Origin of the sequence: Vibrio sp. 10N.261.55.A10 (assembly GCF_041470825.1) — a bacterium.
Lineage (GTDB): Bacteria > Pseudomonadota > Gammaproteobacteria > Enterobacterales > Vibrionaceae > Vibrio > Vibrio crassostreae_C.
In genome coordinates this window covers 38692-64189 of record NZ_JBFRNC010000063.1, presented here as the reverse complement: position 1 = coordinate 64189, position 25498 = coordinate 38692, and the positions used below count along the sequence as shown (strand labels likewise).

Sequence of the window (25498 nt, the reverse complement as noted above, 5' to 3'; positions counted from 1 at the left end):
GTACTTTTCGCCATTTTTTGGAGGGTGTCAGCATTAAAGAATTGCTTAAATTGCTTCTGTAAGGAGATAATCGTCATCGGCTTCACTATTGATGTAGGTAGTTTGTTTGGCGACGATTATCTGATCATAAATGAAGCCTTTTTTCTATCTAAATAAACAAGTTAGCTCTTAAGATCCTGTCTATGAAAAGCCTCAGAGTTAAATCAATCACCTCATGGATTTGGAGTTTTACGCCTTCAAATAGCTGCGTGAGCGGATCTATTTTTGAGGTTGCAGCTTCAACAATGACTGATTTACCTCAACGATAAACTGATAACCTCTCATTCAATGAATCCTATCTTTTTAACCATTGCCTTGTTCGTTTGTAGGAGCCCGTCCTCTATACACGACTATTGGTTACGCTTGAATGAGGATACTATTGAATTAGAATGCCCCTCAAACATATATCGCCTTGGTTATTGAGAAACAAACAGAATGAAACAAACAAATCATATCGAACAATGCCAGCAAGAAATTTTGAGCTTTTCGGACCGATTACATCAATCTGGTTGTGCGCCTTACTCGGTAGCTCAATACACTCAAGCTTATGCAAAACGCCAGAACATTGATGTCTCTATTGATGTGACCCCGACAAAAGTCATCACTATTTTTGAGCAACCCACGCAAAAAGTCGTGATGGAAAACAAAAAACCACCCTCGGTTAACTTACGTGATTTAGTCGCAACGCTTAAAGGGTTTTCGACTCATTCCCATTACGAAGGTTCAGAAACCTACTCGAATCGTACCTTGTGCTTTGCCAATTTATTGCTTCCGCCATGTTATTTAATGTTAGTTGGCAGTACTTATCTGGCGGTCGGTTTATCCATTATTCTGGGCGCTATAGCCTGGCTAGCACAAATTTTCCTGACTGGGCCAAGAAGCATTCTTGTCGAGTTCTTTGTCGCCTTAGTAGCCAGTTTTTTAACCGGTATGATAGCGGCACAGGTTCCCGGCTTACCAACATTGGCACTGTGCATTTCTTCCATTGTCCTTTTTATTCCTGGGTTAACCGTCACCAACGGCTTAGCCAGTCTTGCTCTCAATGACTTTCGGTCAGGTATCGAACTGCTTGCACAAAGCGCACTCATAGTAATGAAAATATTCATCGGCATTGTTATGGGGTTAGGCTTAGCCAACATAATCAATCAACCATTATCGGTACCGGTATTTATTGATGAAATCCCATTCGTTCTTCATGTCACCGCACTGATCGGGATTTCTGTCGCTATTGGCCTTATTTTCAACGCAAGTATGACAGAAATTCTCTTAGGCCTTCCTGTCGCGGCAATTGGCATGTGGGGGCCACATTGGTTTACTTCCGATTGGGTTGTAGGTACATGGGTAAGCACAATACTCATTACGCTTTACGGGTTGGGGATGGGAAAATTGCGTCACGTTCCACCACTCATATACATTATTCAAGGGATCATCATTCTTGTCCCCGGTAGTCGAATCATTGTCGGAGCAAGTGAGTCCTTCTTTGCGACCTCCATTTTACCCATTCCGAATATTGGTCTGTCCGCCTTGCTGATGTTTGGCGCGATTATGGCGGGACAAATCATGGTTTATTCTATATTTAGTCGTCATTTTGATTCCATCATTGAGGACTAACCATCGAGCTAACAATCGCTGATCAACACGCCCCAATAACCCACGATTGAGTCTTTATCTGCTTTTTGACGTTAACCGATTCTGAGAAGGTACTGATGAACAGAGTCTCGAAAATCGATAAGACTATTTTGTTTCAGATGGCGAGGGGAATGAGCAATATGGATTTGGAAAAACCGAATAGAATCGAAAGTAGCCAATAATTCAATAAGATAAGGATGCTTAGGATGAGTCAATGCAAAGTAGGCAGAGGTAAGCTAGGTATAGGCAAGCGCTAGGTTGATAGGCTTGCCATCTACTCCATTTCCGTTCTAACTACGCCACCAGTGCGTTCAGTTTTTTACGCATACTCTCTTTATCAAGGCCACCTTTAGGTCCAATGAAGACTAACCGTGACGAACGAGATTCATCATCTTCCCATGCATCTCCAACCGTCACATTGGCTCGCTGGCCCGTGCACTGAAATACACAGCGATGATCAGGACGATCGGTTAAATTTAAAATACCTTTCATGCGATAAGCATCAATTGAAAACTGTTGCAGTAGAGGATACAAACTTTGTAGATTAAGCGGTTGATCAGTTTCAAAGCTGAATGTTTCGAAATCATGGTTCACGTGATGACAGTGCTCATCATGACAATCATGGTGCTGGCATTCCCTTTGATCAGCCGCTATTTTGTTAGTGACAAAGCGCGTACTTTCAGGGGCATCAAATAAGATAGGTAAATCCACTTCGCCGAATGAAATATCAATCAATTTAGCAAACGGAGCTTGTACTCGGCACCATGCTTTGACTTGCTCTAGTTTATCAGCATCGACTAGGTCAACTTTATTAACCAGAACAATGTCAGCCACTTGAATTTGCTGCTTCGACAACGTCTCCATTGGGCCTTCTAGCACTAAAATGTTTTCCGCATCGATCGTCGTCACGATTGCATTTAAAGGTGCGTGTGCTTGCAGTTCCGGATCTTCAAATTGAAGTGCCACTTCTTTGGGTTCTGCGATACCTGAAGTTTCAACAATAATATGGTCTGGGCGTTCCTCTAATGCGAGTAAACGCATTACCGAAACGACTAGTCCTTCTGCAAGGTTACAACAGATACAGCCATTCTCTAGGCTGATCATATTTTCACTTTCAGATTTAACTAACTCCGCATCAACATTGATTGATCCAAAATCATTGACGATCACAGCCATGCGCATTCCATTTGCATTGGTTAATATATGGTTTAGTAGGGTCGTTTTCCCTGCTCCTAAAAATCCGGCTAAAATTGTTACTGGAATAGGCTTCTTGCTCATAGCATGCTCTCTTTCGATTTTCGTTGTCTATATTTACTCGGTAAGCAATAAAAAAGGTTGAGCTAATGCCCAACCTTTTAAGTCAGAATAACTTAGCCAGTAACTTTGTTGCGAACCGCTTCACCTGGGTTTGAATCTAACAACATTTCACCAGCTTCAATGATAGGTGTCCCGTTTACAAGTACGTATTTCATGCCTGTAGAAAGGGCATTTGGTTTATCAAATGTTGCAACGGCTTTTACTTCATCAAGTTTGAAAATAGCTAAATCAGCATCTTTACCTACTTGAATACGACCTTTATTTGCCATTTGTGGCACAGCATCCTCAAGAATACGACATGCGTTTAAGCTAGTTCTTTCCATCGCTTCTACTAGTGTTACCGCTTTGTATTCCTCGACATATTTTTCAATAAAACGAGAGAAACAAGCAAGTGAGCGAGGGTGAGCTATTGCGTTGCTTGGAAGTGGCCATACATCACCTTCAATTAATACGCCTTTATCATCCATCCAAGGCATTGCATCTGAAGCGATAGCTGCACCTGGGAACAATACTGAACGGTCCATTTTAGCGCGATCTTCTTTGTTCTCATCGGGTTTTAAGAAGTGCATGACAACCACGGTACCGGGCGCTGATGCTTGTAGTTCAGTGACTTTTTCTTGGTTTAGTGCTTTACCATTCGCTTCCATGTAGCTAGCGCTTGGCACACCCCAACGTTGTAACCAATCGTCACCACGGAAAACTTCTGCGCCAATAACGGAAGAGCCAGCACCATAAGGATAAGCTTCAGTAGTAACGGCTAAACCTTGATCAATGGCGGATTGAACTAAATCGGCACAATCTTCGATATCTTGTACTGACGTGCTGTTGAGGTGACAAATGTGCATGTGTGCACCCGTTGTCGCCGACAGGCTAATGAGTTCTTGGTATGCTTCAAAGCTTGATTGTGGCTCTGCGCTGTTTAGGTAACGAACGTGAGTGTAGGTTGGTACTTCATAGCGTTTTGCTAGTTTAGCAAGATCATAGTACTCTTTGTGGCCATAACCTGGTGCGTAACCCGCGTTAATACCAATGCCTAAGCCCCCCTCTTTAAGACCTTGCTCAACCGAGCCCAGAATTTGTTTTAATTCATCTGGGGTTGCTAGGGTATTTTGCCAATTGTTTTTAGAAAAAGCTTTCTGGAACCAAACAATCGTACCATCAGGAGCAGGCATCGTAGGTTCTTTTGCTTGAATACGAGCGTAAGTCCATGCTACAGAAGCGCCGTAATTAATCGGGCGACCTTCAGCAGCAGTAATATCGTAGTACGTTCCGATTGGGAATAGACCAGATTCCATCTCAAGAGCGGTGGTTACGCCATCGAATGCTTGAGCACGGGCAGCAGGAAGTTGTTGTCCGTGAGCGTGCATATCGATAAAGCCAGGTGCAACCACGAGACCTTCAGCATCGATGATTGTTTTGCCTTGCAGCTTTTTGTCTGAGATTGCAGCAATACGCTTACCTTTAATACCGACGTGACGAATTGCGTCGAGTCCAGTTTCAGGATCAACAACACGGCCATTTTCGATAACGATATCAAATGGCCCTTTCTCGTTAGGCATCAGTTTGATGTTTTGGCCAACCAGTTTTTCAGGGGCTGCATGTAAAACAGAGGCAAAAGGCAGTGCCGCAGCCCCAACCGCTAACTTAGTCAAAGTCGAACGTTTATCTGTATCGACACCATCAAGTAATACTTGCGTAGCGTCCAATTCATTTGGGTCGTAATTTTTCATATTGATACCTGTTATGTCTGTTGTAAAAGAATACTAGTTCATGATTGCTATGAAAACTATGCTGCATGTAGAAAAATCAATCGATTGACTAACACCCACCTTTCCATCATTAGAATCCACTGCCAACCGTTATATAAAACGCGCTGTCAACGTCACTAAAAGCGAGGTCTACCCCCATGTGTAACCCATATCGGCAAGCTATCTGATAGCGAAATCCAGCACCATACGCATCGACACTTTCATCGTCTGACAGACTGCCCTCTACTGTCGCTTTACCCAGGCCATAAAACGCAGAAACGGTCCAACGATTATCAATCGCATTATCGTATTCCGCGACAACACCCAGCCCAGAGGTCACCGAGCTCTGGCCAATAATCTGTTTCACACCCAGCATCAATGGTGTGTTTGCCACTCGAAACTGGAGCTGCTGAAGCGCAGCGACTACCGAGGTTTTTGTGCCGAATTGAATCGTTTTGTTGTACGACGCACCTATACTGAACTCTTTGAAAATATCGAGGTTCGCCTTTCCAGCGCCAACGCCACCCGTATATCGAATGGTATCTTTTAGCCACGACGGTATCACCGTTAATGTCGGTATCAGAACCTGCGCCATATTCAAAGTCCCCACCATGAATAAAGACATACACGGGTAATGACTCTGAACCATTGATCTCCGAAGGACGCCAAATATTAAGATTCAAGCAATCTTCAGATTGCTCTTGCTGGGTTATTTTAAGCTGTGGGCACACGGCGCCAAATTGTGTCGCATCTATAGCGCTATCAGCATTGTGTTCTAATTGACGGAGTGACTGTGCTGAAAACGTTGTTGATCGGCGTAAGTGATTCCTTTAAACGCTTCAATGGATACGCGTTGCTCGTCACCTGCTAAGGTATTGATCACAACAGACTCTCTATTTGCGAAAAGAGTCGCGTCCCCGATGGATACTGAAACCTGCTCTGTTGGTAATGTCTGAAGCGGTTCTGGCTTAATAGGACGTGAGCTGGTTTCATCACTACCCCACGCAGAAAGAGCAACAGTGATAGCGATAACCATGAGTGAGCGATGCGTTAAATTCATGGTTGTACCCATAAATGTGTTCGGCCATCTGACCTGATATTGGTATCATCAAACCTGAGAATCCCTATGCTCAGCCATGCTCATTTCTGGAGTATTTGAAGTATTTTTTCTTTATGGTGCGATATTAATTCACTCTTTAAATTTGAATAAATCGCTTATGCAGGACGTGATCCTACATATATTCACTACCGTGAGTGGATGTCGCTTTTTATTTATCACAAAGACTTCTTGTTGTACCTTCTTTGGCTGACTATCTAGGGTTGATAAAATTTCAACGGGTTCTTGAAACAGCTCTATAGGGGGTTGCTGTGACTCTCCTTCTGAAGCTTCAAACTCATCAAAGAACCCAAATATGTTATTAGAGTCCGATGGCATAGTTAGCACCAAACGTAAGTTTCGAGGCCAAAGCCAATATTGTTGAGGTCTGTTTTGACTTGACCCGAAGAGGTCCAAGGTAGAAGTGCGTCGATATCAGGCTCTGCTTTCGCGAGCTCTTTCATGCACTTGACCATGTAGTCTTAGAAGATAAGACCGTTGGCTTTCGCGGTCTCGATGATGCTGTAAAGCATCGCGCTCGCATCAGCACCGTTTGGTGTGTTGGAGAATAGCCAATTTTTCCTGCCAATAACCAGCGGTTTAATTGCGCGTTCAGCGCGATTATTATCGATAGATAAGTGACCATCGTCGATATAACGAATGAGTTTAGGCCATTGCCCGAGCTAGTACTTTATTGCTTTGCCTAGTGGGCTAGAGCCTATCACCTTCTGGGTTGTCATCCATTGGTAAAGCTCATCCAGTATCGGCTTGGCATACGCTTAACGCTCTGCTTTGCGTTCTTCGGCAGGCGCACCTTTTAAGCGTGATTCTATCCCGTAGAGCTTTTGGGGGTTAGCCAGCACTTTATCAGCCTTGCCCGATTTACCTTCCCCTTGAAGCTTCTTCGCGTCCATGAACTTGCGTTAAGCACCCCACATTAGTGACGTGATGCAGACCATGATAAGCCGTGTAGCCATCGGTTTGTAGATAACCGTTGTAGTCACCTAAAAAGTCCACGGGGCACACCCTCGCGCGACTGTTTTGATAGTCGTACAAGGCGATTTTTTCACATTCGGCAGTGCCGCTTCGGGCGAGTCAGCGCCTGAGCAGTAAAGCCACATATAACACTGCTTCTCTTCTTTGAGCACATTGAGCGGCGTTTCATCCGCCTGAACCACCACTTGTTGAAGTAGGTTCTCCTTCAAGGCCACATACAGCGGGGCGAACTTCTCACTGACTTGGATAACCCACCTTGCCATGGTGGCGCGTGATAGCTCGATACCCGACTGGGTAAACAGCGATCATCAATCAATGCATTGGGTGCTAACTCTTGTCCTCCACCCGCTAAGCGACCATTACAAAAAGCACCAACAAGGATCTCGCCGGTAAAGCTGCCTTTGTCTATGGGCAACGTGCCACTGTAGGGCTTAAAGCCAAGTGCTTTCACCACACCTGTTAGTGTATACGCACCGCCACCGAGAAAATCTTTAAGCTCGACTGGCGTTTCAGCTGTGACTTCAGCACCAAAACCCGCCGCAGCGACATTCATAAAATAGCGGTCATTCGCACGCGCGCTATCCACCGCAAACGCCTTGCCTTCCAGCGCTAGTTCAAAAGCACCCGAAATATCGTTAGGTATTCCCGTTGCGGTAGCAAAATCATTCGCAGTGCCCATTGGGATAAGCGCCAGTTGTGGTCTTTCACTGGCACGGAACTGGTTGAGCGCGTTAACGGCTTCATTCACCGTTCCATCGCCACCGACAACAATCAGACGCTTAACACCATCGCATATTGCCTCGCTTACCAAACGAAACATGTCCGACGATTCCCAAGTCACTCTAACTTGCAGGTCAATATCATTGTCCCTCGCCGCAAAGATGGCTTGCCTTAATTCCGGGATATTGGCTTTCTTTCCGTTTAAAATCACGCGAATGCTGTCCATGGCTATGTCCTTGTATAGGCTAACTTGATAACTCTTTTGCTGCCGCTTTGATCTTAGCTCGTAACCACTTATGGCTTGGTTCATTAGTACGGCTTGGATGCCAAATCATACACATATCGAGGTCTTCCAACTCGAAGGGTAATGGTAGTGTTTTTACCGCGTACTTTTCAGCAAAACAACGCACTGATGAAACAGGCATTACTCCGATGTACTCAGAGCCTTCGATAACAGGAAGCATCTCTACAACGCCCGCTGCGCGATACACGATTCTACGTTTCTCAAGGTCACTATAGTGCTCAGAGCTTAATAAGCTTTTGCGCGCATGCCACCTAGAGACCACCACATGCTCGAGTGCTAAGAACTGTTCCATATCGATGGTATCGCCAACCGTAGGATGATCACTACTACACACCACCACCAGCTCTTCTGTAGAAATCACCTCGTGCTTAAGCATGGTTCTTCCTTTAGGCGTCATATCAACAATCACGTCGTGTCTTTGCAGCCTTAAATCAGACTCATAGTCTTCGGTAAACAGAGGATGAACCTCTAACGCGATACCTGGTGCGACTTGGCTGATTAACCGCATGACTTTTGGCATCATTTCGTAGCTCGCCGCCGAGACGCAGGCAATGGAAAACACGCGGCCTGAGGTTTTAGGATCGAAGTCTCTTGATGCGGATAAGGTAGAAGTAAAGTTTTTAAGTGCAGCGGCCATTGCAGGATAGATATCAATAGCGAATGTGGTTGGCTCTACGCCTGATGTGGTGCGATGAAACAGTGGCTCATCATAGATATCTCTCAACCTTGCAAGTGCTTTACTCACTGCTGGTTGGCTTATATCCATGCGATTAGCAGCTCTAGATAAGTTCTGCTCTTCATAGATAGCAACAAATATAGGAATTAGATTTAGTTCGGTACTTTTCATACAGTTCCATATTAAAGAAGCAGGTTCCCCATAGTAGAGAACCTGCCGATTATGTTCGATGCGAATAACTAAAGTTTGCTACTTAGTTCTATCTTTTAAGTTTGGCAAGGCTTTAGGGATGTTCAAGCGAGCGGCAATTGAACGAGAATTGCTTGAGTTTGATGTGTCACTGGGCAAGTTACGTAACCCTTTCCATAAACGAGTGAATACGTTTTTATCTTCACATCCTTGTTGAAGGGCTTCGCTATCTTCTAGCCAACGCTTTTGTCCATTTGATTTACCATGTTGCGCTTTATCCAGTTGCACTTTATTCAGTTCTAACTGAGAGGTTTGGTTTCGCAATTGACGGTAGATAAAGGTTCTTAATGCAGCCCAATTACCTTGCTTAACTAAACGACGTAGTACCAGCCAACTCGGTGTTGGGCGGTTTGCGTAGTAACGCTTAACCGAAACAATCAACGCAATGCAGACTAACAACACCAAACCAACACTAATAAACACCGACATGTAGGCTTTGATGAAAGATTGGACTGTGTGTTTGGCTTCAAACACTTCGCCTTTTATCACCACGTTTTCAAGGCGTTGATTTTTGCTGTCCCACCACTGAAATGAAAACTCTGGCAGCGTAAACTCACCACCCTGCTGAATCACATATACAGTCTGTTCAACTCGGCTTGAGCGATAATCACCACGTTCTTGAGTGTCATCCAAACGATTGGGCTGTGGGTAAGCTTGGAACTGCTTAGTGGACTTATTGGTTAGCACATCTGGCAGCAACACAGAAAAGCTGTCTTTTGCCTTAATCGTGATAGTTCGAGTAATAGCATCGCCAACTTTTAGCTCTTCACTTGAGCGTTGCCATTGCTGCTCTATATCTACTTCTGTCGCAGAAAACCAAGGCGTTTCATTATCGAGTAAACCTGAAGGCAACGAAGCTTCAAACTTAATCGGCTGCGTGTAAAGCGTACCGCCCACGTTTGAACCATCAGGAGCAGAAACTTGGATACGAACCGGTACGGTTGGAATAACAAACTCACCGGAAGTCATCGGATAAAGCGTCAATTCCCAACGCTGACGTGACCATGTAGTACCACCGACTCTTTCTGTGTAGTTCGTCGCGAGTTGGTTACGCTGCTTAGCGATAACGTTAGGGATTTCGATACTGCCGATTCGAGTGCCGCCCGTTAACCAGCGCGGTGTCGCCACCTCAATGTTCAGAATGACCTGCTCATTTACGCTGACTTTGCCCGGCGTTATTTTGTCGCCTGACTTGGGTTTCTCGCCAATCCAAGCGATAAGCTCAACGTCACCACTTTTTTGCAGATCGAAGATATCGGCAGCAGAAGCAACAGCAGGAAAAAACCAACTCAACATAAGAGTCATCGACAACAACCATGTGCGGGCTGTGAATCGCGCTCGCTTTGATTGAATCGCTTCAAGAGCTAAATCATATCGACTCATTGCGTTTGCTCCTGTTTTGACGCTTGTTCGATGGAAGGCGCAGGATCTCTTAACTGAATTTGGAATTTGGATTTCAAGAAGAACTTAGGATCGGCTTCTACTCGCTTTAACCACTTGTCGGCAAGCTCTTGGCTGCCCAAAATCTCATTCGCGTTAAGTGTTTCCTTAAGCATCAATTCCGCTACCGTTTCTTCTTCAGCGCCATCACCCGTTCGCGGCTGATCGTCTTCGAGTTCTAAAGATTCTTCAGGGCCATCTGTGGTTCCAGACTGGCTTTCACTGGTTCGGTTTACCTCTTCGACAATTCCACTAAGCACAGCAAGATTGTTCTCCACATCCGTTCTTAGTTCTGGTGACAGATCCTCTTTCTCACTTAATGATTTCAAGAGGTCTCGTGCGGCAAGGTATTCACGCTGCCTAGCTAACGCACTCGCTGCATTGTACAAACCAAGGTCAGTTTTGGTTTGCAAAAACGCACTGTGAGCGAGCTTAAAATCACGAGCATAGTAATAAGCCGCGCCCTTTCGCATTGGATCAGTAAAATGTTTGGCAGCTTGAAGATATTCTTTCTGATTCAACAGGCGTTGACCTTGCTGATCGGGCGTTAACCATAAGTCCCACCACCATTGAGCTGTTTTGTCCCAAGTAGTAACCGACTCCACCACAACGGGTTTCTCAGCGGTTAAGTTGACTGTTTTCGCCAAAGTGTCTGGTGAATACATGCTGCTTGTGATCATCAAACCAACGACACACCACTGCACCAACCACCCTTTTCTGAACCATAGCAACATAATGAAAGCCATTGGAATAAGCAGTCCATAGCCCATGTCTTTCCAAGGCATTGAAGATTCGCCGTTGAGCTGCATGTTTCTTTCAACCGCTCTGTTCAGTTGTTGGATATCCGAATCATCAACGGTCACTTCAATCACTCGTCCACCCGTCTTACTCGCTAAGTTACGCAGTGAATCTAGGTCGACAGGGTTATCGCTCACCACATCGCTATTTCCGGCAGCCAAAATCAGCAGCTGATATGGGTTTTCGTTAAAGAAAGTTTCAAAAGCTCGTGTGGTACTTGGATTCACACCATCTGATACCAACAACACTGACGAACCTAACTCACCAGACAATTGCTGATTGATGAGCGGCAACGCTTCCTCTGCTGACTTACCTGAAACAGGCATGATATCGGGTGTGATAGCCGCTAGAAACGGTTCAAACACCTTGCTGTCTTGCGTGACGGGCATCGCCACGTGTGCGCTGCCTGCATAAACCACTAAGCCCGTATTACCGCCTTTGCGAGCTGCCAATAAGTCTCTAATTTTCTGCTTAGATCGTTCCAAGCGACTTGGAGGCAAATCTTTAGCAAGCATAGATTCACTATTATCAAGCACAACCAACATCGACGCTTTGTCTTCACCAAAAGGCGAAGCCTCACGCTGCCATGTTGGGCCAGAACAGATAATGATGGCGATAGTCACAATCACCACCAATAGCTTCAACGGCAGTTGCTTGCGCCAGCCTGTTTCGCCAATCGTCAATGCATCACGTAAATGTGTAGGTAAAATGTCTTTCCACGTTGGTTTGGTCTCTTCTCTCCAACGAACCCATAACAGGAAGAACATCGGAATAAAGGCCAACAACCACAAAGGTCGGATAAAATGAAACTGGGTAAAGAACTGTTGTATCGTGAGAGAATCAGGCATCACTCTCTCCTTTCAAATTCTTAGCCGAAGAAGCGAGCAGCGATCTTCGGCGTATCGTTGCTAAGCTGAATGCGGTCAAATACATCACTACAACAATCGCCATCAAATAGTGGTGCAGCCCCTGTTTAGGGCGATAAGTGGTACTTTCATATAATTGTGGTTCTAGTTCACCGATTTGAGCGTAGGCTTTGGTCAGTTCGTCGCGGTTAAGTGCTTCAAAGGCTTCGCCACCTGACTCTTGAGCGACACGCTTGATGGTTTCCATATCCAGAGCAACCTCTCCAACGGTTTGCGGATCGCCCATCGCAATAACGTGAATTCGAACGCCTTTAGCCTTGGCGACTTTTGCAGCATCGATAGGCTCAACAAAACTTCCTGTATCATTACCGTCTGTTAATACGATCACGACTTTCTCTTTTTCGTTGGTGTCGACGTTTGAATCTTGAACGGCAGCACTTTGCTTTTCACTTTGTTCAAACACCTTGATCGCCAAGCCAATTGCATCGCCCAAGTGCGTACTTTGCCCTGCCATTGCGACATCGGTTTGATTAAGCAGTTCAAGCCATACATCTTGGTCCGCGGTAAATGGCGTTTGTACAAACGCTGCATCACCAAACAAGATCAAACCGAGTCGGTCACCTTTTCTGGTTTTCGCAAAATCAGCCAGCACCTCTTTGGTCGCATCTAAACGAGAGATTTTATCGCCTTGTTTAGAAGTGAAATCTTGCTCCGCCATTGAGCCAGACAAATCGACCACCACCATCACATCACGACCCAATTGTTCGCGAACCTGTGGCTCACCAAGAATGGTTGGTTTCGCTAACGCACACACGACCAATACCCAAGTAATAATGAGCGTGGTTCGTTGCCACCAGCTTGGGGTTAACTGGCTTGCACCTTCTGACGGTGCTTCCCCAATCGCTTCTACCAATTCTCGAAAAAATGGCACCTTAATCGCCATTTGCTTAGTTCGATAAGCTGGCACCGCAAAGTAGACCAACAACGGTAAAGGCAGCGCAATAAACCACAGCGGATGCGCAAATTCAAAACTGGCAGATAAAACATCAAACATTGTCTTGCCCCTCAACCGTTACCTGTACATTCGGCTTGTGAAGTTTTAGCCACATCATCGCGGTTTGAATTACCTCTAAACGCTGTTCAAAGCTCAAACGCACATTAGGGTCAATTAGGCTTTGCATCCATAATTCCGAAACTTCATCGGCAAAGAACGCATTGCTGTTTTCACTCGTGTTGGCGCTAACAGGCAGATAAGCGTTCAAACGGTTCACATAAGCTTGGCCAAACAACTTGGCATTACTGCTGTCTAGGTAACGAAGCACCACTTTGAGGACTTTAAAGGTTCGTTCGGTTGAGTTCTTGTCTCTTGCATCCAGTACCATGAGTTCTTGAAGCGCTTCTTTGCGATAACGGTTATTCCACCACCTTAACGCCAAGCGATAAGCCAGATAGATAGCGACCAATAACAGAATAACGCCAAGGATCTTCCAGCCGATCGTTTGAGGAGCCCAGCTCACACTGTCAGGAATGGCGACATCATGTAGGTCGCGAAGGATATAAGTACTTGGAGGCGTATGTTCAACAGCCATTTAGCGCCCTCCCACTAGTTTCTGCAGCTGTGATATGTGATTGCCCGACGTGTCTAATTCTATATAAGGGAGGTTTTTCATCGCCATCAATTTAGCAAGGGACAGTTTCTGAAGTTCCGCTTTTTGGGCAAGGCTTTCACTTGCGAGGTTAACCTTAGATTGGCTATCCAGATTAAGTTGAAAGCGACCATCACCCACCACCCAGTTTGCGCTTGCCAGATCTTGAGGCAATGATTGTTCTAATGGATCGGTGACCATAATGGCTAAGATATCGTTGTGTTGCTGTAACTGCTTTAGTCGATCGAGATGTTGTTCTCGGCAGTCTCGCCAGTCACTAATGAATATCAAGGTTGATTGCTTGAGTCTCATTCGTTTGATCAGTTCAATCCACTGGCTAAAACCAACATTATCGCCATCACTTACATTGACGCCTAAGCTTTGATTGGCTTTGGTAAGATGTTTTAGCTGAGCCAACAAATCAGATTGAGAACGTTGAGCTTTGGTATGAAACAGTTTTTGGTGCGAGGCCAAAACGAAGCCGACACGATCACCATCTTTCAGCACTCGCCATCCACACAATGCCGCCACTTCGGCAGCCACAACAGATTTCATGGTGTTTTGAGACGCAAAGAACATCGAACTGCGCTGATCGACACAGATCATCACATTACGGTCTTTCTCTTCGGTATAGCTACGAACATGAGGCTTACCCGTTCGCATCGTAACTTTCCAATCGAGATTACGGATATCATCACCCAATTGGTAATGACGTAATTCTTCGAAGTTCAAACCACGACCACGGAACAAAGAGTTATGTCTGCCCGAAAGTACGCTGCCCGCTTTTAAATGAGGTAACAGTGAAAACGACTCAGCTTGAGCCTGAATTCGCACTAACCTTGAATAATCACAATACAGTCGTGGATCAAGGCCTTGCGATTTGGGAGCTTGTGTTGGCTTCGCCATGACGCCCCCTAGTTATCCAATCTCAACATTATCGAGCAGTTCTTCAACCACTCTTTGATGGTCAACACCATCGGCCAATGCGTCGTAAGACAACGAGAATCGGTGACCTAATACGGTTGGTAACATGGCACGCACATCGTCCAACGTGACATGGTCACGTCCTTGCAACCATGCATAAGCGCGAGCACATTTATCCAACGCGATGGAAGCACGCGGACTTGAACCAATCTCAATCCATTTAGACAAGTTTGATTCTGGGTAACGCTCTGGCTTACGAGTTGCCATCACCAAGGCCACAATGTAGTTCTCAACTAAATCAGAAACGGCAATGTCTGGAAGTTGGCGCCGAGCTTCAAGTACCAACTCAGGTTCAATATGTTGTGGCGTGACTAATTCTGAACTGGTCTCGCTACCGAGTTCCTCACTGCGCACAAGTCGAATGATGTCGCGTTCAGCTTCATCTTCTGGATAGTCGACTGTCACTTTCATAATGAAACGGTCCATTTGTGCTTCAGGCAGTGGATACGTACCTTCTTGCTCAACTGGGTTTTGTGTGGCTAGCACCATGAACAAATCTGGCAGGATGTGAGTTTGACCACCCACCGTAATCGTCCCTTCCGCCATCGCTTCAAGCAGAGCAGCCTGTACTTTTGCAGGCGCACGGTTCACTTCATCGGCTAATACAATGCTGTTGAAAATAGGACCCGGTTGGAAATGCAACTGAGGCTTTCCATCAAGCTCTTGATACACCTCCGTGCCCGTCACATCAGATGGCAGCAAGTCTGGCGTAAATTGAATTCGACCAAAACTGGTGTTCAGTAGATTCGCCAGCGATTTTACTGAGCGAGTTTTCGCTGTACCGGGAAGTCCCTCTAAAAGCACATGGCCATTAGTCAATAACCCTATCACCAGAGCCCGAACGACGTGGCTCTGACCGATAACACTTTTCTCTGTTTGTTCAATCAGTTGGTTTATTGCTTGTTGCGCATGGTTCATAGGTCTTCCCTTAATTCAATCTGGCTGCGTACATCCTACTCACAAGCCCCATAACTATTAGTTATACACATGATAAACAGTTATAAACGCGATAATTGGTTACAAGCGGAATAAGCAGCAAGCTCGATAGCCAAGCTCACCTCATCGCTTTATTTAAACCTAGCTTTCAATTGGTTAATGGCTTCCGGCGGTGCCACTTTGCTCAATGATGAAATACACTGCTCAAACGCCTTTGGTACGCCCGGTATATGACTGTTTCGCGCCAACACTTCACACTGGGCATACAGGTGCTGTGGGTTGCGGCTAAATTGGTAAGCCTTATGCAGTGATTGACTTGCCGCAAGCACATCCGATTTTTCCAAAGCCAATCCGTACACATACCAATATTGAGGGTCGGTTTGCGCAGTTTCAGCGGCTTGTTTAAGGTAGTCCGTTGCTTGTTCGTAATCTTTCACACGAAGCAGAGACAATCCTGTGCTGTATGGCAAAACACTCGATTTAGGCTGAGCTTCAATACCTTGCTTCAAGGTCGACAACGCTTTTGCCTCGTTACCTTGCGCTCGATACAAATCCGCTAAATTGGCGTAGCTGTTTTCGAAATAAGGCTCAATCTCGATAGCGCCTAGATAAAACTCAATCGCTTTGTCGTGCTGGCCTAAATCTCGGTAAACGTTGCCTAGGTTAGTACGTCCAAATCCTCTGTCGGCATTAAATTGCTGTATTTCAATGTACTCTTCTAATGCAGGCTTGATTTGGTCTTTCTGCAGAGGGTTCATTTCTCCCCAATAACGCACTAATACGCCTGCGGTTTCTGAACGAATCGACAATACAGGGTCTTTCAGTAGCGGCTCTAGAATTTGCCAACGGTCAGTGAATGGGAAACCAGACGAGCCTTGTACCACACCCAAACGGATCATTTCATCATCATGTTTCACCGCTCTTGCCAGCGAAATAAGCGTATTCTTACCCGTATTACCGCCCAAACGTTCTAAGCTCGATGCACGAATGATATTGCTTAAGCTAGAGTCCTGAGCCGAGTATGCCAACGCATCCTCTGCACCTCTGTGCCCTATCGAGTCAGCATAAAAGGCAACGGCAAAGTGCTGCTGATTACGATACTTAGAATCTGGGAACCACTCACCGATTTGCTTATCTGCCCACTGGTCGGTTTGATCTGCATGACAGCTAGTGCACACGTTCGGCGTTTTAATGTGTTGGCTAATATCAGGACGTGGGATATGCCAACTGTGGTCACGCCTTGGGTCGACCTCCATGTAAGTCGTCTCTGGCATGTGACAAGTCGTGCATTGTGAAGCTTCAGTATTCGCTTCGTGGAATGTGTGCTTTTCAGGCGTGTATTCTGATGCAATATGACATTGGCTACACACGGCTTCTTCCGCAATTTTTAGTTCAGCGGTATGAGGATCGTGGCAGTTAGTACATGTGACGCCTTTTTCAGCCATCACGGATTGAAGGAAAGATCCGTAAACGTAATCTTCATCGTAGATTTGACCATCGTTGTGGTAAAGCTCTGGGGTAATCAAGCTCAAGCGATACTTATCAAAGAAAGACCCGTTAACGTGATCACCCGTTTCATTTAACTGAGTACGACGGCTGTGGCATTGAGCACAGGTTTGAACTTGATTGGTATGGATGATGTCTTTTGGTTGCAGGGTTGAATTACCCTCTTGATAGATCCACTCTTTGACCGACTTCGACAAGTCGCGGTCAAAACCATAATGCGCCGAGACTGGAGCATCCTTTCCACCGTTAGCTTTTGCTTTCTGTTTATTTGCTAACAAGGCCTGTTCAACGTGCTCGCTTGCAGGGCCATGACACGCTTCACAACCGACATTAATCTCAGACCAAGTAGTGTTGTAGGTATTACTCGCGCTGTCGTAGTTTTTCTCTAGGTTCGTTGAATGGCAATCAGCACACATGAAGTTCCAGTTTTGACCGCTATTGGTCCAGTAGAATTCATCGGTGTTGGTGGTATCAGGATAGAGGTGAAACCAGCGTTGACCGCCTTCGCCCTCAGTGCGAGAATCCCAAGCGAAAGGAATCAACTGTACACGGCCGTCTTCAAATTCAACCATGTATTGTTGTAGTGGTTCAAAGGCAAAGGTATAGCTGATTTTGTAATCTTTAAAGTGGCCGTCTTGCCCTTCAATATTGACCCAGAACTCTTCGCCCTTGCGGAAAAATCGGTTGGGTTTACCGTCATGAGTGAATGTTTGATCGTTGAAATCGCCTAATACAGATTCGTCTGTAGCGTGCTTCATCGCCATATCATGATGAGAGCCCTCCCACGCTGCGACTTCTTCACTATGACAATCAACACATGCTTCCGAACCGACATATCTGGCTTTAGAACCGATAGGTAAAGCGTCAGAGCTAACGGGTGACGCTACAGAGTTGGCCTTTGAAATATCAGAGTTGATATTAGGATCTTGCTCGTTGGCATAGGCGTTCAGACTGAACAGCGACAACATCAGTGAAGACAAGATTGCGGATAATACTGCGACTCGCTGGTGTTTCAATCCGTTTACCAGTGAGCACAACCATGCAGACATAACATTCCTTGTTTTTATACATCCTTATGCTTAATAAGGTAGACGTAAAAACAACGAATTTACAATTATTTAGTGGCAATGAGCTCGATTGTTGTGATTCGTATTCACGACCGGGATTTACTCATCGATATGCGCATAAAAAAAGAGCTCCTAAGAGCTCTTCAATCTGTTCAGTTTCACTCAAACAATCACTTACTTGTTATGAGATTCCTGCAGTTTTTCCATTACCTGATCCAAGCTAAAGCTCGCAGCTTTTTGGCGTGGCGGGTATTCAGCAAAGGTTTCTAGGAACTTGCCCACATACGCTTGTGCTGGAACGAACATATAAGCATGGTCTAACAACCAGTCGTAATATGTGTTCGATGTAATGTCTGCGTTTTCGTATGGGTCCATACGCAGGTTAAACAGCTTAGGAAGACGTAAGGTCACGAACGGTTCAGCCCAAATTTGCATGGTACCCGTTGCACGCTGTTCCATGAACACCGCTTTCCATTGGTTGTAACGAAGCGCCGCTAAATCACCATCATCGGTAAAGTAGAAGATCTCCGAACGACGGCCTTTCTCTTCTTCACCCGTTAGGTAAGGAAGGAAGTTGTAACCATCTAAGTGAACCTTAAACGTTTTATCACCGGCAGTATGACCTTTGAGTAGTTTCTCTTTGATTTGGTCATCACCAGCGGCGGCAACGAAGGTTGGCATCCAGTCCATATGGTGCATGATTTCGTTAGATACGGTTCCTGGTTCAATCTTACCAGGCCAACGAACCATTGCTGGTACACGGTATGCGCCTTCCCAGTTGGTGTTTTTCTCACCACGGAACGGGGTTGTACCCGCATCAGGCCAAGAGTTCATGTGAGGGCCGTTATCCGTTGAGTAGAAAACAATCGTGTTGTCTTTGATACCCAACTCATCCACTTGCTTCAATAGTTGCCCAACGTGTCGATCGTGCTCAACCATACCATCAGCGTAGTTACCGACACCGGTTACGCCTTTACTGTCGGCTTTCACGTGCGTTCTAAAGTGCATACGTGTCGCGTTCCACCACACGAAGAATGGTTTGTCCGCTTTCACTGCGCGATCCATAAAATCAAGTGCCGCGTCTAGTGTTTCTTCATCAACCGTTTCCATACGCTTACGCGTCAGTGGACCGGTATCTTCAATCTTGCCATCAGCGAATGACTTAATGACACCACGAGGGCCAAATTTCTTACGAAACTCAGGATCGGTTGGGTAATCTTCATTCTCTGGTTCTTCTTCAGCATTTAGGTGGTAAAGGTTGCCAAAAAATTCGTCAAACCCGTGTGCTGTTGGAAGGAATTCATCTTTATCGCCAAGGTGGTTTTTACCAAATTGACCTGTCATGTAACCCATAGGTTTCAGCATTTCTGCGACTGTCGCGTCTTCTGCTTGTAAGCCAATGTCTGCGCCCGGCAAACCTACTTTACTCAAACCCGTTCGTAATACACTTTGTCCCGTGATAAAGGTAGAGCGACCCGCAGTACAAGATTGCTCTGCGTAATAGTCCGTAAACATCATCCCTTCTTTCGCGATGCTATCAATATTCGGGGTTTTGTAACCCATGAGACCGAAGGTGTATGCACTCACATTGGATTGACCAATATCGTCCCCCCAAATAACCAATATATTTGGCTTTTCAGCCGCAAAAGTGGCGCTGGACGCGGCCATCATCGCTGTACCCAAAATCGCTAATCGACGTTTAGCGCCATATTTCGCTGTCATAGAAACCTCTTCGTAAGTTATTTGCATCCTGCCCTACAACGTATAGTCCATTTTTTACACATGCGCGAGATTCCCTAAGCTATTAATCTTTTTGTCATTTTTATTGAGATACGGATACAGAAATCATCGATAAGGTTTACGCCAACAAACATGATAAGGATCACACATACAAACTAAGGCTTTATTCTACGTACCCACTGGAGCTGATATTAATCAATAGGTTACCTAAGCATCATAACGATTGGTTATAAGCACTATAAAAGGACGTAACGGAATTTTGAGAATAACATTTGCTCATCGATGCGTTGTTCTAACGCATTAATCTTAAAAGTGAATCGGAGTCCTTATGGGTACTAAAATTAATAAACTAGCATTAGGTGTTGGCTTATTAGCAGCTTCTTCAGCGGCAACAGCAGCAGAAAAACCAAACATTCTTGCTATCTGGGGTGATGACATTGGTGTATTCAACATCAGTGCATACAACAACGGTATGATGGGTTACGAAACACCTAACATCGACCGTATTGCTAACGAAGGCGCACTATTTACTGACCACTACGGTCAACAATCGTGTACTGCTGGTCGTGCTGCATTCCTAACAGGTCAAGAACCTTTCCGTACTGGTCTATTGACTATCGGCATGCCAGGTTCGGACCACGGTATCCCTGATTGGGCTCCAACGATCGCAGACCTTCTTAAAGAACAAGGCTACATGACAGCTCAGTTCGGTAAGAACCACATGGGTGACCAAGACAAACACCTTCCAACGAACCACGGTTTTGACCAGTTCTTCGGTAACCTGTACCACCTAAACGCCGAAGAAGAGCCAGAAACATATTACTACCCTAAAGACCCAGAGTTCCGTAAGAACTACGGCCCTCGTGGTGTAATCAAGTCTACTGCTGACGGTAAGATTGAAGATACTGGCCCAATGACGCGTAAGCGTATGGAGCATGCGGATGAAGAGTTCCTAGAAGAATCTCTAGCATTCATGGAAAAAGCGGTAAAAGCTGACAAACCATTCTTCATCTGGCACAACACCACTCGTATGCACGTGTGGACTCGCCTACAAGAGAAATACCAAGGTAAATCAGGTATCAGTATTTATGCTGATGGTATGTTAGAGCATGATGACCATGTTGGTGTGCTTCTAGACAAGCTGGATGAACTAAAAATCGCTGACAACACTATCGTAATTTACTCTACCGATAACGGTGCTGAAACGGTTTCTTGGCCTGATGGCGGCGCAACTTACTTCCACGGTGAGAAAGGTACAACTTACGAAGGTGGTATGCGTGTGCCTCAGCTAGTTCGCTGGCCTGGGACTATCAAACCTGGAACTAAAATCAACGATATCATGGGCCACCAAGACTGGATTCCTACTCTACTAGCAGCCGCTGGTGATGATAAAGTGGTTGAGAAGCTAGCATCTGACAAAGGTGCAACTTACAACGGTAAAAACTGGCGCGTACACCTAGATGGTTACAACTTCCTGCCTTACTTCCAAGGTAAAGAAGAGAAAGGCCCTCGTGACAGCATGCTTTACTTCTCTGCTAACGCTGAGCTAAACGCAGTACGTTGGAATGACTTCAAGATTTCGTTTGCTGTGATGGATGGTAACATTGTGGATGCAGTTCGTTTCCAACCAAACTGGCCTCAAGTTGTTCACCTACGTGCTGACCCATTCGAGAAAGCACCGCACGAGTCTGGTATGTACCTACGCTGGATGGCAGACAACATGTGGTTATTCGTTCCAGTAGGAAATCAGGTTCAAGAGTTTATGACGACGCTACCAGATTACCCTATGCAGAATAGCCAAGTACTGAACCCTGGTAACTTCAACCAGAATGCATACATGCTTCAAGGTAAACTTAAGCAATTAGAAGCGGCAGCAGCGCAAGCTAAATAAGCTTAGGCTTAGATAGGCGGTCTAGATTGTTCAAACTGTATAGATGTGTATTGCACTAAGATTGATAGTAAATACATAATCTAGTACGAAAGCCGTGATAACTCACTTGAGTTACCACGGCTTTTTTCGTTTAACGCCATTCGGCTTAAATTCAATTGAAAGAGCTTCATTCAATTCTGACTAAGATCTCCCGATCAATCCCCGCTAGACAACTACCTAAGCGATTTAATTTCTTACCACTTGTCTTGCAACATCAAGTATGCGCAACTAGGTTTATAAATAACACCTATCATTGGAAAGTGAAATGAAGGTGATATCAGAAGGATTCTGAATTGCCATAATTGTCAAAACTAGATGGACTAATGTTATGAAAACGCCATATTTAGCAGGAATAAGCATCACTGTCATTGTCGTTTCAGTCGCTATGCTAGTTTATGACGCGGCCTCTTCAAAAATGCACACCTCGTTCGAACACCAAGAAGATCACGCCCATGAAAGCGATCATGATGACTCTCACTCTTCAGGGCACTCCGCACATTCCGAAGAAAAGCACGCACATAAAACCGTCGCTTCAAGCCAACCCATATCCCCGATTCCAAACTCTCCCGAGATAAATCATGAACTGGCCAAAATTGGTTGGGTGCTATTTAAAGACCCGAACCTTTCTTCTAACCGCAGTGTGAGCTGTGAAAGTTGTCATAGCCTGCAAACCAACGGCGCAGAGGTGATTCCAGTTTCGATTGGCGTAAACGGCGCAGGGATGAGAAATTCACTCACCGTTTTTAACGCAGTCTTTAACTATCGGTTCTTCTGGGATGGTCGGGTGAATAATCTCGGCGATCAAATTGATGGCCCAGTGCACAACGTCGATGAAATGGATTCAAACTGGCAACATATTACGGATTATGTGTCTCAATCGAAAACTTACATCGACTTATTCCAAGAACAATCAACGCCCATTGACGAAGCTTCAATTAAGGCTGCTCTTATTGAATTTATGCAGGGTTTGACCACACCCAATGCCCCTTTCGACCTGTATTTACAAGGTGACAACGCAGCACTGTCTGAAACCGCCAAACGAGGTTGGGAAACTTTTCAAGAAGAAGGCTGTATTCGTTGCCACCAAGGTACCAACATTGGTGGAGGCATGGTGATGCGATTTGGTTACTTTGGGTTATCGAAAACAGGAGCCGAGCGAAGTGAAGACCAAGGTCGTTTTATGTTTACCGCTAAACCACAAGATAAAGATTTATTTCGTGTTGCGAGCTTAAGAAACGTGGCGATCACTGCACCCTATTTTCATGACGGGCAAACAGCCACACTCGAAGAAGCGATCAAAATAATGGGTGAAAGCCAACTCGGTAAAACGTTTGAAAAACAGACCATAAACGATATTAAAGTCTTCCTCGAATCCCTAACCGGTAACCGTCCTCAAATGTTAATGGAGTTTGAAAATGAATAAGATCAGACTCATATTTCTACTGTTTGTATCGCTTTTCATCGGCTTAATTAGCTTTATTATGCTGACCTACTCCGAGCATGAAAAGGTCACCGAATATGGAGTGCCTATTCGGCAGTTAGGCCATGAAGTATTAGAAATGCGTGATCATATCACCAATGCAGCGCTTGCGGGTATTTCCAACCCTTATCAAATGTCTGCAGATTTGGTTGCTTTAGAAAGAGAGTTGCAACTACTCAGAGAAAGTTATCAAAGCGAGAATATTCACTCTACGTTCTTTAAACACTTACCGACAGCGCAATTATTGGATCGCTTTTACGATGCTTCAATGTCGAACTTAGATACGCTAGACAACCTAGTAGGACTTAGTGTGGCTCGTCAGTTTATTTTGCAATCTTTGACTCTACAACTCACAGAGAGCAACTCAACTGATGCTGAGATAAACAACGCAAATATCGACATTCAAAGCGCGCTTCTTGCGAGTGTGTTGGTTGGGGGAATCGAAATTAACCATTCAGGTGTTAACTCCGAGCTGGCGAACCTTTATAAAACGTTTACCGAACTCAACCAACAACAAAGTCAGCTGTTATCTCAAGTACTTTCAGCACACAGCATGGAGTATATTGAACATATTGAGCATGAGTTTACCGATCTGCAAGACCAACTTAAAAGTATCATCGTTAAGCTTATTATCGTTTTGGCGTTGCTGACTTTAGCGTTCTCATTCACCATGTTTATTTTTCGAGTCTTCGAACTCAAAAGAAACAACCTCTCCTATCAAGAAGCCGCAGACAAAGCAGAAAAAGCCAGCGAAGCAAAATCTCTCTTTCTCGCTACCATGAGCCACGAGTTACGCACCCCAATGAATGGCGTATTAGGCATCGCTCAGATAATCAAGGAGGATTCACACAGCGAGAATACTCGTAAACACGCCCAAATCATCATTGACTCTGGTCAGCATCTCGTCACCATATTGAATGACATTCTTGATTTTTCTAAGGTGGAGCAAGGCAAGATGGAGTTGGAATACAGCCCGTTCTCTGTCACCGACGTCGTGACACACCTTGATAAAACATTGACACATCTTGCAGAAGACAAAGGCCTCGCTTTTATCATTAAAGATAACATTCCTACCAATATTCAGTTGATTGGTGACTCTGCACGTACACGTCAGATCTTATTTAACTTAGCAGGCAATGCAGTCAAATTTACTGAGTCAGGAAAGGTCGAAGTAGAATTCTTGATAGCCCCTACTACTCCACCAAGCGTGAATATTTTAGTGACGGATACGGGTATTGGTATAGCAGAAGACAAGATCGACGATATATTTACCGCCTTTGAACAAGCTGAGCTTTCAACAACCCGTAAGTTTGGTGGCACAGGGTTAGGGCTTTCCATTGTTCAGCAGTTAGTCGAACTGATGGGCGGAACAATTAAGGTTTCCAGCCAGCTTGGTTTGGGCACTCAATTTAAGATCTCTTTGCCGTTAGAAATGCATGAGCTTGAAGAACAAGTCATCGACCAAACGCCAACCAAAACCAATGAGACTCTCGATGACTTCTCAGTATTGTTAGTCGAAGATAACAAGATCAACGCAATGGTGATTAGGAAGTTCTGTGAGTCGATAAACTTAACGGTTGAGAATGCCTACGACGGTTTACAGGCCTTAGATAAGTTGGCGTCAAACCAATATGACCTGATCATAATGGACAACCATATGCCCAACATGAGCGGTATTGAAGCGATTCAAAAAATCCGTGGCGAACTCAAGCTGACTACGGTTGTTTTTGCATGTACCGCCGATGTATTCAAAGAGGCCCACGATGAATTCATCGAATCAGGCGCAGACTTTGTACTCACCAAACCGTTACAGAAAAACAGCTTACAAAACGCCATCAACGAGTTTCACCAACAGTTTGAGGTCAACCGCCATCACTCCGTTAACACACACAATCTTCCAAACAAGGAAAAAAGTAACATCACGATGTTAACGCGTCACCCTAAGAACAAATTGCCACTCACAGAGGAAGAACTGTCGCGTAGCCAATTGTTAGCTAACGATGAGCTTAAATCAGACGAAAAGCTCAAATGCTTAACTTCTCTCGTTGATGAGCTAGAAAACGAAATCGATGAGTTGATAGAGCTATTTTCGGATGCCAAGCAAGATGATCTATCCAGAACATTAAAGGCGGTTAAAGCGATTGCATCAAGGTATGAAATGAGTGAAGTATTCGAGCTCGCAACCGAAGCTGAGAAGGTAACGGAGAAGCACATCATGCCCGAGGCTGAATTACTTCAGCAACTCATCAATCGCTTGATAGTCAACAGCCATCAAGCAACACGATTAATACACAAACTCCATCAGCAACGAAAAACGGGGTAAAAGAAGGT

18 protein-coding genes and 2 pseudogenes are annotated in these 25498 nt (G+C 45.0%); 4 read left to right on the top strand and 16 right to left on the bottom strand.

Annotation, left to right across the window (positions count from 1 at the left end):
- Positions 1–474: 474 nt before the first annotated feature.
- The gene (locus tag AB4274_RS19180) at positions 475–1650 is read left to right on the top strand and encodes a threonine/serine exporter family protein (RefSeq protein WP_017064690.1); all 1176 of its coding nucleotides are present in this window, start codon (positions 475–477) and stop codon (positions 1648–1650) included.
- A gap of 312 nt (positions 1651–1962) precedes the next feature.
- Here AB4274_RS19180 and AB4274_RS19175 read toward each other — a convergent pair whose 3' ends face one another.
- The 16 genes and pseudogenes from AB4274_RS19175 to AB4274_RS19100 all read right to left on the bottom strand — a co-directional run bounded on the left by AB4274_RS19175 (position 1963) and on the right by AB4274_RS19100 (position 19739).
- Positions 1963–2946 carry a GTP-binding protein gene (locus AB4274_RS19175; RefSeq protein ID WP_372112951.1) on the bottom strand — a complete coding sequence of 328 codons (984 nt, stop codon included), beginning with the start codon at positions 2944–2946 and terminating at the stop codon, positions 1963–1965.
- Between the two features lie 92 nt (positions 2947–3038).
- Positions 3039–4715, bottom strand: coding sequence for an amidohydrolase family protein (locus AB4274_RS19170; protein ID WP_017062008.1), 1677 nt, complete (start codon positions 4713–4715; stop codon positions 3039–3041).
- A gap of 109 nt (positions 4716–4824) precedes the next feature.
- Complete coding sequence (locus tag AB4274_RS19165; protein ID WP_372112949.1) at positions 4825–5382, bottom strand: hypothetical protein; 558 nt, start codon at positions 5380–5382, stop codon at positions 4825–4827.
- A pseudogene (locus AB4274_RS19160) lies at positions 5342–5464 on the bottom strand (carboxylesterase family protein); the annotation flags it as partial. The gene AB4274_RS19165 and the pseudogene AB4274_RS19160, both read right to left, overlap by 41 nt.
- A gap of 44 nt (positions 5465–5508) precedes the next feature.
- Entirely contained in the window at positions 5509–5793 is a 285-nt protein-coding gene (locus AB4274_RS19155) for a hypothetical protein (protein WP_017062010.1), read from the bottom strand.
- Between the two features lie 377 nt (positions 5794–6170).
- A pseudogene (gene tnpC, locus AB4274_RS19150) lies at positions 6171–7130 on the bottom strand (IS66 family transposase); the annotation flags it as partial.
- A complete protein-coding gene (yegS, locus tag AB4274_RS19145) occupies positions 7031–7771 on the bottom strand; it encodes a lipid kinase YegS (RefSeq protein WP_108111935.1) in 741 nt (246 codons plus the stop codon). The pseudogene tnpC and the gene yegS, both read right to left, overlap by 100 nt.
- 19 nt (positions 7772–7790) lie before the next feature.
- The gene (locus AB4274_RS19140) at positions 7791–8696 is read right to left on the bottom strand and encodes a LysR family transcriptional regulator (protein ID WP_372112947.1); all 906 of its coding nucleotides are present in this window, start codon (positions 8694–8696) and stop codon (positions 7791–7793) included.
- A 78-nt stretch (positions 8697–8774) separates the two neighbouring features.
- Positions 8775–10157 carry a BatD family protein gene (locus tag AB4274_RS19135; protein ID WP_372112946.1) on the bottom strand — a complete coding sequence of 461 codons (1383 nt, stop codon included), beginning with the start codon at positions 10155–10157 and terminating at the stop codon, positions 8775–8777.
- A complete protein-coding gene (locus AB4274_RS19130; protein ID WP_372112944.1) occupies positions 10154–11860 on the bottom strand; it encodes a VWA domain-containing protein in 1707 nt (568 codons plus the stop codon). The genes AB4274_RS19135 and AB4274_RS19130 overlap by 4 nt, the downstream gene beginning before the upstream one ends.
- Positions 11853–12932: a VWA domain-containing protein gene (locus tag AB4274_RS19125; protein WP_050621573.1), complete on the bottom strand. Its 1080-nt coding sequence runs from the start codon at positions 12930–12932 to the stop codon at positions 11853–11855. Before AB4274_RS19125 ends, AB4274_RS19130 begins: the two co-directional genes overlap by 8 nt.
- On the bottom strand, positions 12925–13467 hold the full coding sequence (locus tag AB4274_RS19120) for a DUF4381 domain-containing protein (protein WP_017066901.1): 543 nt from the start codon (positions 13465–13467) through the stop codon (positions 12925–12927). The genes AB4274_RS19125 and AB4274_RS19120 overlap by 8 nt, the downstream gene beginning before the upstream one ends.
- Positions 13468–14430, bottom strand: coding sequence for a DUF58 domain-containing protein (locus AB4274_RS19115; RefSeq protein WP_372112942.1), 963 nt, complete (start codon positions 14428–14430; stop codon positions 13468–13470). It abuts the gene before it with no gap.
- A 12-nt stretch (positions 14431–14442) separates the two neighbouring features.
- Complete coding sequence (locus AB4274_RS19110; protein WP_017060007.1) at positions 14443–15426, bottom strand: MoxR family ATPase; 984 nt, start codon at positions 15424–15426, stop codon at positions 14443–14445.
- A 149-nt stretch (positions 15427–15575) separates the two neighbouring features.
- Positions 15576–17999 (bottom strand): tetratricopeptide repeat protein, encoded by a 2424-nt coding sequence (locus AB4274_RS19105; protein WP_372112940.1) that lies wholly within the window; start codon positions 17997–17999, stop codon positions 15576–15578.
- Between the two features lie 192 nt (positions 18000–18191).
- Positions 18192–19739, bottom strand: a complete 1548-nt coding sequence (locus AB4274_RS19100) for an arylsulfatase (RefSeq protein ID WP_372112939.1) — start codon at positions 19737–19739, stop codon at positions 18192–18194.
- Between the two features lie 346 nt (positions 19740–20085).
- Between AB4274_RS19100 and AB4274_RS19095 the strand changes: the two genes are divergently transcribed.
- The 3 genes from AB4274_RS19095 (at position 20086) to AB4274_RS19085 (ending at position 25490) form a co-directional block, all read left to right on the top strand.
- On the top strand, positions 20086–21648 hold the full coding sequence (locus AB4274_RS19095; protein WP_017064704.1) for an arylsulfatase: 1563 nt from the start codon (positions 20086–20088) through the stop codon (positions 21646–21648).
- 367 nt (positions 21649–22015) lie between these two features.
- On the top strand, positions 22016–23110 hold the full coding sequence (locus AB4274_RS19090) for a cytochrome-c peroxidase (RefSeq protein WP_372112937.1): 1095 nt from the start codon (positions 22016–22018) through the stop codon (positions 23108–23110).
- Positions 23103–25490, top strand: coding sequence for an ATP-binding protein (locus tag AB4274_RS19085; protein ID WP_372112936.1), 2388 nt, complete (start codon positions 23103–23105; stop codon positions 25488–25490). The genes AB4274_RS19090 and AB4274_RS19085 overlap by 8 nt, the downstream gene beginning before the upstream one ends.
- The last annotated feature ends 8 nt before the right edge of the window (positions 25491–25498 follow it).